Consider the following 13,611-nt stretch of genomic DNA (forward strand, 5'->3'; position numbering starts at 1 on the left):
ACTGGCGTTGGTCCGGCGGTCGTGCCCTGGGAGGTTGCGGACGGCGTAGGTGCAGACGCGGGTGGCGGCTGAACTGCCGGATTGTTGACCACACATCCTGTCGCCGCAGCCAGGAGGAGGACGGGCGCCAGTCGAGTACTGCGTCCAACGAGTAACCGATACACCTCGAACATCCCCATCCCCGCACATAGCTGGGATCGCCCCCGTACTGCCGACCCTCACTGAACGTATCGGCCCGGGCCGCGTCGGCGTTACCTCAGCGTGGTCCGTGACCGGGAAGCGGGGCCGCTGAGCGGTTGGGTTTTGCAACCGGTTTTGCTGGAGTGAGGTTTTAGCCGGGGAACAGGGTTTGTTCCTCAGGCGTTGTTAAGGGTGGGCCCGTAGTATCGCTTTGCGACCCACAGCGGGTCGACAGTGGGTCATCAGGAGGATGACATGCAGAGCAGTAACCCGGTCCTGAACCGGTCGAGTGCATTTGCGCCTGGCCAAGGCCAGGCTTATCCCGGGGCCGCTCCGTACGGTCAGCCGGGTCCTTACGGTCAGCCCGGCCAGTACGGCGGGCCCGGTATTCCGCCCCAGCAGTACCAGGGCGCGCCGGCCGGCAGCCGCCCCATGACGTTGGACGACGTCATCGTCAAGACCAGCATCACGCTGGGTGTCGTGATCGTGGCCGCGGCGGTCGCGTGGCAGATGGTCCCGGACCGCCTGGTCACGCCGGTGTTCCTGGCCGGTGCGTTGCTGGCGTTCGCGATCGCGATGGTGCTGTCGTTCTCGCGCAAGATCAACCCGGCACTGGTGATGGTGTACGCCGCCGCCGAGGGCGTGTTCCTCGGAATCGGCAGCAAGTTCATCGCCGAACGGTTCGGTGGCTTCGACCTGGTCGTCCAGGCGATCCTGGCCACGATGGTGACGGCGGCGATCACGCTGGCGACGTACAAGTACTTCGCGATCAAGGTGACGCCGAAGTTCACCAAGATGGTCATCATCGCCACGATGGGCTTCGCCGGCGTGATCCTGATCAACTTCATCGCCAGCCTGCTCGGCTACAACTCCGGTATCGGCGGCTTCGGCCCGATGGGTCTGCTGTTCGCCGCGCTGGGTGCCGGACTGGCGGTCTTCAACCTGATCCTCGACTTCGACATGATCGAGCAGGGTGTCCGCGCCGGAGCCCCGCAGAACGAGGCCTGGCGCGCCGCCTTCGGCCTGACCGTCACCCTGGTCTGGCTGTACTGGAACCTGCTCCGCATCCTCGCAATCCTGCGCGGCGGCGACTGACCAGCACCTAGCAACAGCAAGCTAGCCAACTGACAAAGGCCCGGCCCCTTCAGGTGGAGGAGCCGGGCCTTCGTCGTTCCCGAAAAGCTCGTCGAGTTCCCCGCGCATCCTTCGGTAGGAGACGAGGCGCGCCCGGGCACCCGCGCGACGGAGGAGCGGTAGTTGCAGAAGGGTGGGTGGGAGCGCCCAGAGCTGGGAGCGACGGAGGAGCGAGCGGCGGCGGGGGCATGGGCGTTCGTCGTACAAACACTGCAGGAACGGCGAAGACCTGCCCCTCCACCTGAAAGGGCAGGTCTTCGCGAGAAGTCAGTCTCCTGTTCGGCTCGTCAGCCCATTCGCCTTTGCGCCTTGACCAGGTCGTATTCGTGGACGATGGCTGTGGCGTGCCCGTGAGCGAGGGCGTACTCGCTGGAAAGCCATCTCACCCTGTCGTCGAAGCGCAGGAACGACGGTCCGTCGTTCATCAGTTTGAACCACTCATCCATCTCACGTCCGGTGCACCGGGGCACCTTCTCCACCAGGCGTTGGTGCGTCTCCTCGGAGTGGTTCAAGCCCATCTTCGCCTCCCGTCATCGGGGTATCGCGTTGCTATCGACTGTGCCTCAGGAAAACGCCACAGACAAGACCCTCTTGATGAAAGTCAACGCTCAGCGGACGCGCTATTTGCCAACAGGTACGGCGTCCGGCGTGGAATCCGTCGGCTCCTCGACGCGCTCGACCTCGGGATTCGGGTGCCGGCGGCGATGCCGCAGCTGCGCCCAACGGCCCCGCGGACCGCGCTCGTGGCCGGCGACCTGAGCGGCCGCGACCTCGGTACCGGCAGTGCGTGCGGCCTGTACTGCGGCCTCCGCGATCGGCAGCACCGCCTCGCCCCGAAACGGTTCCGGGTGGACGAACGATTCCGGGCCGATCCCCATCGCGGCGGCCACTGAGGGCAGCAGCGCGGCCGCGGCTGCGGCGTACCCGGTGACGGAGGGGTGGAAGTTGTCCTCGCCCCACATCGACGGGTTGGTCCGGAAGGCCTCGCTGAGCAGGGAGCCCATCGACACCGTCCGGCCGCCGGCCTCGACCACGCTGATCGTCTGGGCCGCGGCCAGGCGCTGGCTCCACGAGCGGGCCACCTGCCGCAGCGGCGGCATGATCGGCCGGACGACGCCGAGGTCCGGGCAGGTGCCGACCACGACCTCGCAGTTCGCGGCGCGGAGCCGTCGTACGGCGGCGTCGAGGAGCCGGACCGAGGTGGACGGCGGCACCTGGGCCTTCACGTCGTTGACGCCGATCAGGATCGCGGCCACGTGCGGGCCGGCCAACAGCGCGTTGTCGACCTGACCGGCCAGGTCGACCGACTTGGCGCCGGTGCGGGAGACGTCGACCAGCCGGACCGGGCGCTTCGCCAGCTCGGCGAGACCGCAGGCGAGCAGGACGCCGGGGGTCTCGTCGGGTGAGGAGGTTCCGTATCCGGCGGCGCTGGAGTCGCCGATCATCGCGAGCGTGATCGGATGACCTGGGTAGCGGCCGTACAGGCCATCGCCCTTGGTCGGGTGAGCCTTCATCGGACCGATGACGCGCTTCGCGTACCGCGCTTCCGCGGTCAGTACGCCGTACAGCGTCGCCCCGATGAGTCCGAGTCCCCCGCCACCGAAGGCTGCGGCCTGGGCCAGTTTCTTCGCGGCCCGGGCTTTTGTCATACCCCAAGGATTACATGCTGTGAACCCGAAGCAAGCGAAATTCGGCTCAGACGCGCCCGTCCCATACAGTGAGATACGTGCGCTACGTGAACTCACTCCTGGACCTGGTCGGCAACACGCCGCTCGTGCGGCTTTCGAAGACCACTGACGGCGCCAAGCCGCTGGTGCTCGCGAAGGTCGAGTACTTCAACCCGGGCGGGTCCGTGAAGGACCGGATCGCCGTCCGGATGGTCGAGGCGGCCGAGGCCTCCGGCGAGCTCAAGCCGGGTGGCACGATCGTCGAGCCGACCTCCGGCAACACCGGCGTCGGGCTGGCGATGGTTGCCCAGGCCAAGGGGTACAAGTGTGTCTTCGTCTGCCCGGACAAGGTCAGCGAGGACAAGCGCAACGTGCTCAAGGCGTACGGCGCGGAGGTCGTGGTCTGCCCGACCGCGGTCGCGCCGGAGCACCCGAACTCGTACTACAACGTCTCCGACCGGCTGGTCCGCGAGATCGAGGGCGCCTGGAAGCCGAACCAGTACGCGAACGTGAACAACCCGATCTCGCACTACGAGTCGACCGGCCCCGAGCTCTGGGAGCAGACCGAGGGCAAGATCACCCACTTCGTCGCGGGGGTCGGGACCGGCGGCACGATCAGCGGCACCGGTAAGTACCTCAAGGAGGTCTCCGGCGGTCGCGTCCAGATCATCGGCGCGGACCCGGTCGGATCGGTGTACTCCGGCGGCAGCGGCCGGCCGTACCTGGTCGAGGGCGTCGGAGAGGACTTCTGGCCGGAAACCTACGACCGGACGATCGCCGACCGGATCATCGAGGTCTCCGACGCGGACTCGTTCGCGGTGACGCGACGGCTGGCCCGCGAAGAGGCGATGCTGGTCGGCGGTTCCGCCGGGATGGCGGCTGCGGCGGCGATCCGGCTGGCGCACGAGCTGGACGACCCGGAGGCCGTGATCGTCGTACTGCTCCCGGACGGCGGGCGCGGCTACCTGACCAAGGTGTTCAACGACGAGTGGCTGGCGCAGTACGGGTTCCTGGCGCACGAGCGGCAGGGCGCGACGCTGGGCGAGGTGCTCGCGCGCAAGGACGGCAGCCTGCCGCCGCTGGTGCACACGCACCCGCACGAGACGATCGCCGAGGCGGTCGAGATCCTGCGCGAGTACGGCGTATCGCAGATGCCCGTTGTGCGCGCGGAACCGCCGGTGATGGCGGCCGAGGTGGCCGGATCGGTGTCGGAGCGGACGCTGATGGACGCCCTGTACTCCGGCAAGGCGCGGCTCGCCGACATCGTCGAGCTGCACATGGACCCGGCCCTGCCGTCACTCGGCGCGGGCGAGTCGGTCACGAAGGCGGTCGAAATGCTGGAAGGCCGCGACGCCCTGATGGTCCTCGACGACGGCAAGCCGGTAGGCGTCCTCACCCGGCAAGACCTACTCGGCCACCTGTCCGTCGGCTGATTGTTCAGAGGCCGTGCTCACCGATCCACAGCGGTGGGCACGTTTTTGCCGTGAGCAATTAAAGGGCTGCTGAGTGTGGGTCTGGGTCAGCGGTCCACGACGGTCGGGATGATGGCGATCAGGGCGGTGATCACGACACCGCCGACGATGACGAGTGTGCTGAGGATCTGTAGGAGGTTCATATTCCAAGGATCCGTCGCCCGGGGTGGCAAAACGTCGGTCCAAGGGCCAGTCTTCTTCTCCACCCATAGTCGTAGTCCGACCCTGAGTGGCTCCGACTTCAGTACTCCGGGGTGACCCTGAGCACCGGCTAGTGGGTGAGGACGTAGTCGGCGGGGTTGAGGTGGCGGGTTTGGTTCCAGTAGGAGATGGTGAAGTTGGGCCAGATGGTGGAGTTGCGGCCCTGGGGGTCGAGGTACCAGCTGTTGCAGCCCGCCTGCCAGACGGTGTCGTCGAGTTCGCTCTGGACCTCGGTGACGAACCGCTCCTGCACTTCTTCCCGTACTTCGACCGACGACGCGCCTCGTCGCCGGAGCAGATCGAGTGCCTGCATCACGTAGCGCACCTGCGCCTCGATCATGAACACCATCGAGGAGTGCCCGAGGGCGGTGTTCGGGCCGACCAGCAGGAACAGGTTCGGGTAGCCGGCCACCGTGATGCCCAGGTGCGCGCCGATGCCGTTCTGCTTCCAGGTATCGGCCAGGTCGATCCCCTCGCGCCCGAGGATGCCGATCCGGGTCAGGTTGCCGGACACCTCGAACCCGGTGCCGAGCACGATCGTGTCGCACTCCCGCTCGACCCCGTCGTCGGTGACCACACCGGTCGGCGTGACGCGGCTGATCCCGGTCGTGACGAGGTCGACGTTGTCGCGCATCAAGGCCGGATAGTAGTTGTTCGAAATGAGGATCCGCTTGCAACCGATCTGGTAGTCCGGCGTCAGCTTGGCCCGGAGTATCGGGTCGGTGACCTGCTTGCGGAGGTGGCGTTTGGCCTGCAGCTCAAGGCCTTTCATCAGCTTCGGGTTGGCGGCGAACCCGAGCCCGCGCGCCTCCAGCCCCCAGAAGATGATGTCGCGGATCGCCCGCTGCCCGGCCGGGAACCGCGCGTGCAGTGCGCGTTCACGCGGGCCGATCGCGCGGTCCGGCTTCGGTGTGATCCATGGCGCCGTCCGCTGGTACACGTCCACCTGAGCGGCCTGCTCGGCCACCGGCGGGACGAACTGGATCGCCGAGGCACCCGTCCCGATCACCGCCACCCGGCGTCCGGTCAGGTCGCGCTCGTGGTCCCATTGCGACGAGTGAAATGCCTTGCCGGCAAAGGAATCGAGCCCGGCGATGTCGGGGTACTTCGGCTTGTGCAGGTTGCCCACGCCCGCCACCAGCGCCTGCGTCTCGAGCGTCTCGGAGTCGTTGAGCGTGACCGTCCACTGCCCGGTCGCCTCGTCGAAGGCCGCCTCGGTGACGTCGGCGCCGTACCGGATCTTGTCGGCGATCCCGTACTTCGTGGCGCAGTGTTCCAGGTAGGCGAGGATCTCGTCCCAGGGCGCGAACATCCTGGTCCAGCGCGGGTTCTGCTCGAACGAGAAGGAGTACAGGTACGACGGGATGTCGCAGGCGCAGCCCGGATAGGTGTTGTCCCGCCAGGTGCCGCCGAGCCGGTCGGCCTTCTCCAGGATGACGAAGTTCTCGCAGCCGGCCTGGCGGAGTTTGATCCCCATGCACAGGCCCGCGAACCCGGACCCGACGATCGCGACCTCGTACCCAGCCTCTTCCTCAGCACCCATAGCAGCGAAGGTTACCGGCCAGTCAGGTCCGGTGTCAGTGCTCTTCCGGATCGAGTTTCAGCCGATGCAGGATCTCCCCGGCGTTCGGGATGACGAGGGTGTCCGGATCACTCTCGTACTGCGCCAGGTCGAACCCCGCCGGATCCAGGTACCCGAGTTGGGCGCCGCGGACGGCGTCTTCCGGGATGCCCGTCGCCAGCGTGACGTCGACGCGGCATCGCTCGCCCTCGACCGGGTCCCAGGTCCCGGCGCCGCGGAGGTGGGTCGAGTGGGCGAGCACACCCCAGTGCATCGAACGGAACCTGTCCCACTGGCCGAGGAAGTAGTCGCGGCAGTGGTACCCGATCTGCTCGATCTCCGGGTGCATCGCGGCCAGTTGGGTGATGTGCGGCGCGTAGAGGATGACCTCACCGCCGTCGGCGACGATCGGCTCGACCTTGTAGAAGCCTTTGGCCGCTGTCCAGATGTCTTGGTACCGCGTTGGCATCAGCGACACGACTCGGCGTACCGGCTTGTCGAGGTAGTGGACGTGGGTCTGCGCGGAGACGACAGCCGCTGCTTGCCAGGACGAGGCGGTGTCGCCGAAAGCCACGGCGTGCAAGGCGTCCGTGCCGGACTGGGCGACGACGCTGAGGGCGAGCTTCTCGGCCGGGATGAGTGCGGCGGCCTCGTCGATCAGCGCGCGGACGGGGGTGACGCCCGGCGTACCGATGATGCCGGCGCTGGTGATCAGCGCGCCCAGCCAGTGGGACAGGTCGATCACCTCCTGGCCGGCGACGCCTGGGAAGAAGTACTTGTTGCCGCCGGAGAAGCCGACCACCTCGTGCGGGAAGACCGGTCCGACGACGAGGGCGACGTCGTGCTCGACGACCGCACGATTGAGGCGGACCGGGACGGCCTCGTGGAGAAGCCCGCCGGAGATCTCGGCGACCCTGGACGCGCTGATGGTGCCGAGGTCGACGAAGGTCTCTTCCTTCCACCATTCGTGGTTGAGGACGGTGAGGTCGTCGTAGGCGCCGCCGAGATGGGCGGTCAGTTCGGCCGGCGACATCTCGGCATGGGTGCCTAGGGCAACGAGCACGGTCATTCGGGAGACCTTGCCGGCCAGCGCGCTGTGGACGGCACCGAGCAGGAGGGGGAGAGGGCAGCTGCGGGTGGCGTCGGGAACGATGACGCAGACGCTCCGCCCGTCGAGCCCGGCGCCGGCCAGTTGCTCGCCGATGAATGCGGTGACCTCACCGCCCGAGAGCACCTCGCCGGCGCCGCCGAGCACGGCGGCCGTCCGCAGATCCATCACGTCCATTCTCGAAGCCTAGCGGAAAGCGATTGCCCGACCTCGACGCAGGGAGGGAAGGCGGGGTGGTCAGGCGGGCCGGGTCTGCGGGCGGCGGGGTGTCAGGTGGGCCAGGCTTTGAGGGCTGCGGTGGCGATGGCGGTCAGGTCTGCCTGGGTTGCGCCGTCGCGGGACTGGTGGGACATGCCCTGGATCGTGGCGGCGGTGAAAAGGGCGAGGGTGCGGGCGTCGGCGGTTGACGGCAGGATGCCTGCGTCGATGTCGGACTGGATGCGGGACTCCAGGGCCGCCACATTGGCATTGCGGATGGCGCGGAGGGACTCTTCGACGTCGGCGGAGGCTGCTGAGCAGTTCTGGGCGGCGCTGATCACCAGGCAGCCGCGGGGGTGATCCGGTGACGTGTACTCCGCGGCCGCTTCGAGCAGCATGCGCGTGATCGCCGCCCGGGCGGTCGGTTCCTCCGCCAGCGCCTTCGCGGTGAACGAGCCATGGGTCTGCTGGTAACTCGCGACCGCCTCCTGGAAGAGCTGTCGCTTGTCGCCGAACGCCGCGTACAGGCTGGGCGCGCCGATCCCCAGTGCCGCGGTCAGGTCACTGATCGAGGTCGCCTCGTACCCGTGCTCCCAGAAGGTCAGGGCCGCCTGCTCGAGCGCCGCCTGGCGGTCGAAGGAGCGCGGCCGGCCGCGTTGCGCTGTCATGCGAAACATTCTATAGCGCTCGCTACAAATCATGTTACCGTTCTTTCTGTAGTGATCGCTAGAGAAAGGATTCGACGATGACGAAGCTGCAGGGAAAGACGGCGCTGGTGACCGGCGGCAGCCGGGGGATCGGCCGGGCGATCTCGCTCCGGCTGGCTGCTGACGGCGCCCGCGTGGCTGTCCACTACGGGAGCAATGAGGTCGCGGCGAAACAGACGATCGCCGACATCGAGGCGGCCGGCGGCGAAGCGTTCGCGGTACGGGCGGATCTGGCGGCTGAGGATGCGGCGCGGAACCTATGGGCCGCGTTCGATGAGCAGGCTGACGGGCTCGACATCCTGGTGAACAACGCGGGAATCGGGAAGCATCAGCCGCTCGCGGACGTCACGCCCGAGTGGTTCGACGAGTTGTTCGCGGTGAACGCCAAGGCGCCGTTCTTCCTGATCCAGCAGGGCCTGTCGCGGTTGCGCGACGGTGGCCGGATCATCAACATCGGGTCCGGCGTGACCAGGATCGCGTTCCCCGCCGACACGGCGTACTCGATGACCAAGGGCGCGCTGAACACCCTGACGCTTGCCCTGGCCAAGGAGCTCGGGCCGCGCGGGATCACTGTCAACACTGTTGCCCCAGGCATCATCGAGACCGAGATGAACGGGTGGCTGGCCGATCCGGCCGCGGCCACGGCGGCAGCGGCGTACTCGACCTTCAACCGGGTCGGTCAGCCGGCCGACGTCGCCGACGTGGTCGCGTTTGTTGCCTCTGACGACGCTCGCTGGGTGAGCGGCCAGTACGTCGACGCGACCGGCGGCTCCCAGCTGTAGTCAACCGGAAACCGTTGGTAGGCGAGGGATTAGCGGCCCGTAAAGCGATGAGCCGTTGACCCGTTCGCCAGTGGGGAGCACGATCGGCGTGTCACTGGGGAACAGTTGAGCGAGGGGGAGTTCCCATGTCCGACACGGTTGCGCGTGCAGGAGGAGCTCACCGGGGGCGGCCGGATGGGTTCGGGGGAGTCGTACTACGGCCGGGCGATCCGCCGTACGACGAAGCCCGGTCGGTGTTCAATGCCATGATCGACAAGCGGCCCGGCGTGATCGCGCAGTGCGAGTCGGCGGCCGATGTCGCGGCGGCCGTCCGGTACGCCGTTTCCTCGGAGCTCGAGATCGCGGTACGCGGCGGCGGTCACAGCGTTGCCGGGACATCGGTGACGGAAGGCGGTTTGGTCATCGACCTGCGCAAGATGCGGTCGGTCCAGATCGATCCGGAAGCCAAGCTCGCCCGGGTGGCCGGTGGCGCCACCTGGGCAGACGTCGACGGAGCCTGTCAGCAGTACTGGCTGGCGACGACCGGCGGGCGGGTCTCGACCACCGGGGTCGCCGGGCTGACGCTCGGGGGCGGATCGGGGTGGCTGGAACGCATGTTCGGCCTCTCCTGCGACAGCCTGGTCTCGGTGGAGCTGGTCACCGCGGACGGGCAGCTTGTGATCGCCGACGAGACCAAGAACACCGAGCTGTTCTGGGCGTTGCACGGCGGGGGTGGCAACTTCGGGGTCGCGACGGCGCTGACCTTCAAGCTGCGGCCGCTGACGTCCACGACCCTGATGATGCTGTTGTGGCCGGCCGACGCGGGGCCTGAGGTGATCCGCCGGTATCGCGACCTGTTCGAGGCCGGTGCGCCGGAGGAACTCGCCGGTGGCGTGCTCTTCCTGACCGGACCGCCGGAGCCCTTCGTGCCGTTGCATCTGCAGGGTGAGCGGCTGATCGCGGCGGCTGCTGTCCATGCCGGGCCGGAGGACGAGGCGCGGGCGTTGTTCGCGCCGATGTTCGAGCTGGGACCGGAAGGCGTGATGGTTGCCGAACTGCCGTACGTCGAGATTCAGTCGGCGCTGGACGACCCGCCGGGCCTGCGGAACTACTGGTCGGCCGAACACCTGGCCGAGCTGCCGGACGAGGCGATCAAGGCGTTCTGCGACCGTGACGCGGATCGGCCGCACCCGTCGCCGTCACAGCAGGCGCTGATTCCTTGGGGCGGGGCAGTGGCGCGGGATGCGGACAAGTGGCCGTTGCCGCATCGGAAGGCCGCCTGGGTGGTGCATCCGTTCGGGCTCTGGACGGATGCGGCCGACGACGAGCGCGCGATCGAGTGGACGCGGAACGTGTGCGCGGACCTGAAGCCATGGTCGACCGGTGCGGTCTACCTGAACTTCATCGGCAACGAAGGGCATGGCCGGGTGGTCGCCGGGTTCGGCCAGGAGAACTACGACCGGCTGGCGCGGGTGAAGGCCGAGTACGATCCCGGCAACGTCTTCCACCTGAACCACAACATCTTGCCGGCCTAGGACACCAGGTCAGCGGTTGCAGTGGCGGTGGTCCGGCTCAGGCGCGACCACTGGAGTCCGACCACGATCAGGTACGCGGCGACTCCGAGCGGCGCGATCCAGAGCTGGTAGAACGGGAACTTGCCGGAGGCAACGCTCACCACGAAGACCACGGCGTACGTGACGAGGCCGGCGACGGTGCCGCGGCGGCGTGAGTCGCGGGCGGTGCCGGGCAGCGGACCGTTGCCGCGGTCAACCTTCGTCGCGAGAGCAGCCAGGCCGGCGACCATTGTGGCGGCCATGACCACCGCGCCCGGCGGTCCGCCGAGGATCGCGGCGAACACGTTGGCGCCGGCGTACAGGCCGAGGGCCAGGAAGGTGAGCCCGCCGCCGATCCCGAGATGCCAGAGCCGGCGGGTGCGGAGGTTGACGGCTTCCGCCGAACGCAGGATGCCTGGCGGCTCGGCCAGCCGCCGGAGTACGCAGTACAGGCCGAAGGCGGTGAAGGCGGCGGTGAGGACGAAGATGATCGTCAGGACCGTTGAGCGGGTGGGTGAGATGAACTGGTGCACCTCAGTGCCGTAGTCGCACACCGCGTCCGGAGGCAGCCACTGCGTGGAAATCCGCAGCCCATCGCCCTCGGCCAGCGGGAACGCCTCCATGCAATCGCGGTCCGGATCGAACCAGCTCGGCATCGAGGCCGACACCGCCAGACTCCACCCCAGCATCGACAGCAATCCGAGCAGGAACACGCTGCCGGCCCTACGCCTCACCAGATCCACGCCTCAACCCTCTCATCAGTTCGGGATCGGTCCGGGCGGGTACCGGGTGCCGGTGAATGACTGGTTCCTGACCGCCGCCGAGCGAGGCAATCCGGCGACCGAACTCGACCGCGCCTGGTCGACCGGCAACTCGGTCCGCCTGCTGGTCCACGGAGCCGTCTACTTCCAGCGCCTGTACGACGAACTGCGCGGGCTCTCGCGCGGCGATCGCGTCTACTTCACCGATTGGCGCGGAGACGCCGACGAGCGGCTGACCGAGGACGGGCCGGCGATCGGCGATCTGCTCTGCGAGCTGGTGCGCAAAGGGGTCGAGGTCCGCGGGTTGCTCTGGCGGTCGCACTCGGACCATCTGCAGTTCAGCGCGCAGGAGAACCAGCGGCTCGGGACCGAGCTCAACGAGGCCGGTGCTGAGGTACTGCTCGATCAGCGGGTCCGCCGGCTGGCCTCACACCACCAGAAGCTGTTCGTCATCCGGCACAAGGGGGACGCGGCGTCGGACGTCGCGTTCGTGGGCGGGATCGATCTGTGTCACCAGCGGCGGGACGACCGGCGGCACCTGGGCGATCCGCAGCAGGCGCCGATGGACCCGAAGTACGGTCCGCGGACGCCGTGGCACGACGCGATGCTGGAACTGCGCGGGCCGGTGGTCGGGGACGTCCTGCTCACCTTCGTCGAGCGCTGGGACGATCCGCATCCCCTCGACCGGCGGACGCCGTACCGGATGGTCGTGCAGCGGAAGGAGAGGATGCCGCGCCACCCGTCCAAGCTGCCGGAGAGGTTTCCGGATCCTCCGGAGGCGGGAGAGCACGCAGTACAGCTGCTGCGGACGTACGGACACAAGCATCCGCCTTTTCGCTTTGCGCCGAAGGGGGAGTACAGCGTGGCGCGCGCTTATCGGAAGGCGTTCGGGCGGGCGCAGCGGCTGATCTATTGCGAGGATCAGTACCTGTGGTCGGCGGTGGTTGCCGACGGCATTCGTGAGGCGCTGGAGCGGTCGCCGGAGTTGCGGGTGATCGCGGTGGTCCCGCGGTATCCGGATGCCGGCGGACGGATCAGCGGACCGCCCGAGTGGTACGGGCGGCTGGAGGCACTGGAGACTTTGCGCTCGGCGGCGCCGGACCGGGTCGGGGTCTACGACTTGGAGAACGCCGAGAGTACGCCGATCTACGTGCACGCGAAGGTGTGCGTGGTCGATGACGAGTGGTTCACCTGTGGGTCGGACAACTTCAACCGGCGGTCCTGGACGAACGACAGCGAACTGACCTGTGCGGTGGTCGGCGAAGGGCTCGCGCGATCGGTGCGCTCGGAGCTTTGGTCGGAGCACCTGGGTGGCGAGCCGGTGCTCGACCCGGTCGAGGGGTTCGAGCAATGGAAGTCGGTCGCGGCCGCGCTGGATGCCTGGCACGCCTCTGGGCGGACCGGGCCGCGTCCACCGGGCCAGATTCGGGCCCATGATCCCGCGCCGCTCGGACGGTGGACGAAGCTGTGGGCGCGGCCGCTGTACAACCACGTCCACGACCCAGACGGCCGGCCCCGAAAGCTCCGTCGCCGCAACGACTTCTGAGATCCCCGCCGACTCCGGTTAGTTGCCTGAGAGGTGGAAGCCGGCGAAGAGGCGGCCGCCGTGGGGGTCGAGGATGGCGTCGACCGTTGCTGTCAGTGCTTCCGGGTTGCCGTTTGCGGCTGCGCGCATCGCGGCGGGGAGGGCGGTTGCGTAGTCGGTGGCGCGCTCTGCGTCGTACGCCGTGAGCTCGCGCAGGAGGCCTTTGCCTGTGCCGGTCCAGTGGCGGGAGCCGGTGAGTAGGAGGGTGGCTGCTTCCTGCCAGAGGATCGAGGCGACCGCGGTTCTCACGTCGTTGCTGTCGGCACCGATCAGGTCTTCGACGAGGTCGGTGATCTTGTACCTCAGCAGCTGGAGCTCGGTGTCAGTCAGGGGTGGTGGGCCGGCTTGGAGCTGGGCCTTGCCGCTCTCCTGCCATTGCGCGCCAGAGCCGTCGGTGTCCAGCAGGATGATGGTCTCGCCGATCAGCCGCATCAGCGAGGGCTGGCGGCGTTGGCGGTCCTTCTCGCAGTACCTGGTCAGCGAGGCTTCGGTGTGGACGAAGAGTTCGACCGGCCACGCGCCGTACTGGAGTGATTCGCGCAGGGGTGCTGGTGGGCCGGGGAGGAGCACGGTGATGTCGAGGTCGGAGGTTTTGGTGGCGGTGCCGCGGACGACGCTCCCGCCCAGCCAGGCGGCGCGTGCCTGCGGGTAGCGCTCCTTGACCAATTGGCGGGCGAGGTCTACGGCTTCGTCGAGCATCCGCTCAGTCTCGCTGAGTGGGGT

The 13,611-nt window shown here is 68.0% G+C and carries 12 protein-coding genes; 5 read left to right on the forward strand and 7 right to left on the reverse strand.

From position 1 onward, the window contains the following. The first annotated feature begins 435 nt into the window (after positions 1-435). Positions 436-1,275: a Bax inhibitor-1/YccA family protein gene (locus tag AB0F51_RS29010; RefSeq protein ID WP_360284993.1), complete on the forward strand. Its 840-nt coding sequence runs from the start codon at positions 436-438 to the stop codon at positions 1,273-1,275. 326 nt (positions 1,276-1,601) lie between these two features. Here AB0F51_RS29010 and AB0F51_RS29015 read toward each other — a convergent pair whose 3' ends face one another. Next, a complete protein-coding gene (locus tag AB0F51_RS29015) occupies positions 1,602-1,832 on the reverse strand; it encodes a DUF4287 domain-containing protein (protein WP_360284994.1) in 231 nt (76 codons plus the stop codon). Between the two features lie 102 nt (positions 1,833-1,934). After that, a complete protein-coding gene (locus AB0F51_RS29020) occupies positions 1,935-2,963 on the reverse strand; it encodes an SGNH/GDSL hydrolase family protein (protein ID WP_360284995.1) in 1,029 nt (342 codons plus the stop codon). Between the two features lie 77 nt (positions 2,964-3,040). Here AB0F51_RS29020 and AB0F51_RS29025 point away from each other — a divergent pair, with 77 nt between their 5' ends. After that, positions 3,041-4,414 (forward strand): cystathionine beta-synthase, encoded by a 1,374-nt coding sequence (locus AB0F51_RS29025; protein WP_360284996.1) that lies wholly within the window; start codon positions 3,041-3,043, stop codon positions 4,412-4,414. A 310-nt stretch (positions 4,415-4,724) separates the two neighbouring features. On the opposite strand, the gene AB0F51_RS29030 is transcribed toward AB0F51_RS29025, so the two are convergent. From AB0F51_RS29030 to AB0F51_RS29040, 3 genes are all read right to left on the reverse strand, one after another. Next, positions 4,725-6,197 carry an NAD(P)/FAD-dependent oxidoreductase gene (locus tag AB0F51_RS29030; protein ID WP_360284997.1) on the reverse strand — a complete coding sequence of 491 codons (1,473 nt, stop codon included), beginning with the start codon at positions 6,195-6,197 and terminating at the stop codon, positions 4,725-4,727. 34 nt (positions 6,198-6,231) lie between these two features. Continuing rightward, entirely contained in the window at positions 6,232-7,500 is a 1,269-nt protein-coding gene (locus AB0F51_RS29035) for a lactate racemase domain-containing protein (RefSeq protein WP_360284998.1), read from the reverse strand. 92 nt (positions 7,501-7,592) lie between these two features. Further along, on the reverse strand, positions 7,593-8,189 hold the full coding sequence (locus AB0F51_RS29040) for a TetR/AcrR family transcriptional regulator (RefSeq protein ID WP_360285000.1): 597 nt from the start codon (positions 8,187-8,189) through the stop codon (positions 7,593-7,595). 77 nt (positions 8,190-8,266) lie between these two features. Here AB0F51_RS29040 and AB0F51_RS29045 point away from each other — a divergent pair, with 77 nt between their 5' ends. Both AB0F51_RS29045 and AB0F51_RS29050 read left to right on the forward strand, forming a co-directional pair. Continuing rightward, entirely contained in the window at positions 8,267-9,010 is a 744-nt protein-coding gene (locus AB0F51_RS29045) for an SDR family oxidoreductase (protein ID WP_360285002.1), read from the forward strand. Positions 9,011-9,135: 125 nt separating this feature from the next. Beyond that, positions 9,136-10,524 carry an FAD-binding oxidoreductase gene (locus AB0F51_RS29050; protein WP_360285003.1) on the forward strand — a complete coding sequence of 463 codons (1,389 nt, stop codon included), beginning with the start codon at positions 9,136-9,138 and terminating at the stop codon, positions 10,522-10,524. On the opposite strand, the gene AB0F51_RS29055 is transcribed toward AB0F51_RS29050, so the two are convergent. Further along, positions 10,521-11,276 carry a hypothetical protein gene (locus tag AB0F51_RS29055; protein ID WP_360285005.1) on the reverse strand — a complete coding sequence of 252 codons (756 nt, stop codon included), beginning with the start codon at positions 11,274-11,276 and terminating at the stop codon, positions 10,521-10,523. The two genes, AB0F51_RS29050 and AB0F51_RS29055, sit on opposite strands and share 4 nt — an antisense overlap. A gap of 61 nt (positions 11,277-11,337) precedes the next feature. On the opposite strand from AB0F51_RS29055, the gene AB0F51_RS29060 reads away from it, so the two are divergent. Continuing rightward, the gene (locus AB0F51_RS29060; RefSeq protein WP_360285007.1) at positions 11,338-12,849 is read left to right on the forward strand and encodes a phospholipase D-like domain-containing protein; all 1,512 of its coding nucleotides are present in this window, start codon (positions 11,338-11,340) and stop codon (positions 12,847-12,849) included. An 18-nt stretch (positions 12,850-12,867) separates the two neighbouring features. On the opposite strand, the gene AB0F51_RS29065 is transcribed toward AB0F51_RS29060, so the two are convergent. Continuing rightward, positions 12,868-13,587, reverse strand: coding sequence for a nucleotidyltransferase domain-containing protein (locus tag AB0F51_RS29065; protein ID WP_360285008.1), 720 nt, complete (start codon positions 13,585-13,587; stop codon positions 12,868-12,870). Positions 13,588-13,611 lie beyond the last annotated feature (24 nt).

The sequence above is a fragment of the Kribbella sp. NPDC023855 genome, from assembly GCF_040639475.1.
GTDB lineage: Bacteria > Actinomycetota > Actinomycetes > Propionibacteriales > Kribbellaceae > Kribbella.

Excerpts from the sequence above, each read along its gene's own strand:
- AB0F51_RS29010 (WP_360284993.1), top strand. The coding sequence starts at position 436 with ATGCAGAGCAGTAACCCGGTCCTGAACCGGTCGAGTGCATTTGCGCCT.
- AB0F51_RS29015 (WP_360284994.1), bottom strand. The coding sequence starts at position 1,832 with ATGGGCTTGAACCACTCCGAGGAGACGCACCAACGCCTGGTGGAGAAG.
- AB0F51_RS29020 (WP_360284995.1), bottom strand. The coding sequence starts at position 2,963 with ATGACAAAAGCCCGGGCCGCGAAGAAACTGGCCCAGGCCGCAGCCTTC.
- AB0F51_RS29030 (WP_360284997.1), bottom strand. The coding sequence starts at position 6,197 with ATGGGTGCTGAGGAAGAGGCTGGGTACGAGGTCGCGATCGTCGGGTCC.
- AB0F51_RS29035 (WP_360284998.1), bottom strand. The coding sequence starts at position 7,500 with ATGGACGTGATGGATCTGCGGACGGCCGCCGTGCTCGGCGGCGCCGGC.
- AB0F51_RS29040 (WP_360285000.1), bottom strand. The coding sequence starts at position 8,189 with ATGACAGCGCAACGCGGCCGGCCGCGCTCCTTCGACCGCCAGGCGGCG.
- AB0F51_RS29045 (WP_360285002.1), top strand. The coding sequence starts at position 8,267 with ATGACGAAGCTGCAGGGAAAGACGGCGCTGGTGACCGGCGGCAGCCGG.
- AB0F51_RS29050 (WP_360285003.1), top strand. The coding sequence starts at position 9,136 with ATGTCCGACACGGTTGCGCGTGCAGGAGGAGCTCACCGGGGGCGGCCG.
- AB0F51_RS29065 (WP_360285008.1), bottom strand. The coding sequence starts at position 13,587 with ATGCTCGACGAAGCCGTAGACCTCGCCCGCCAATTGGTCAAGGAGCGC.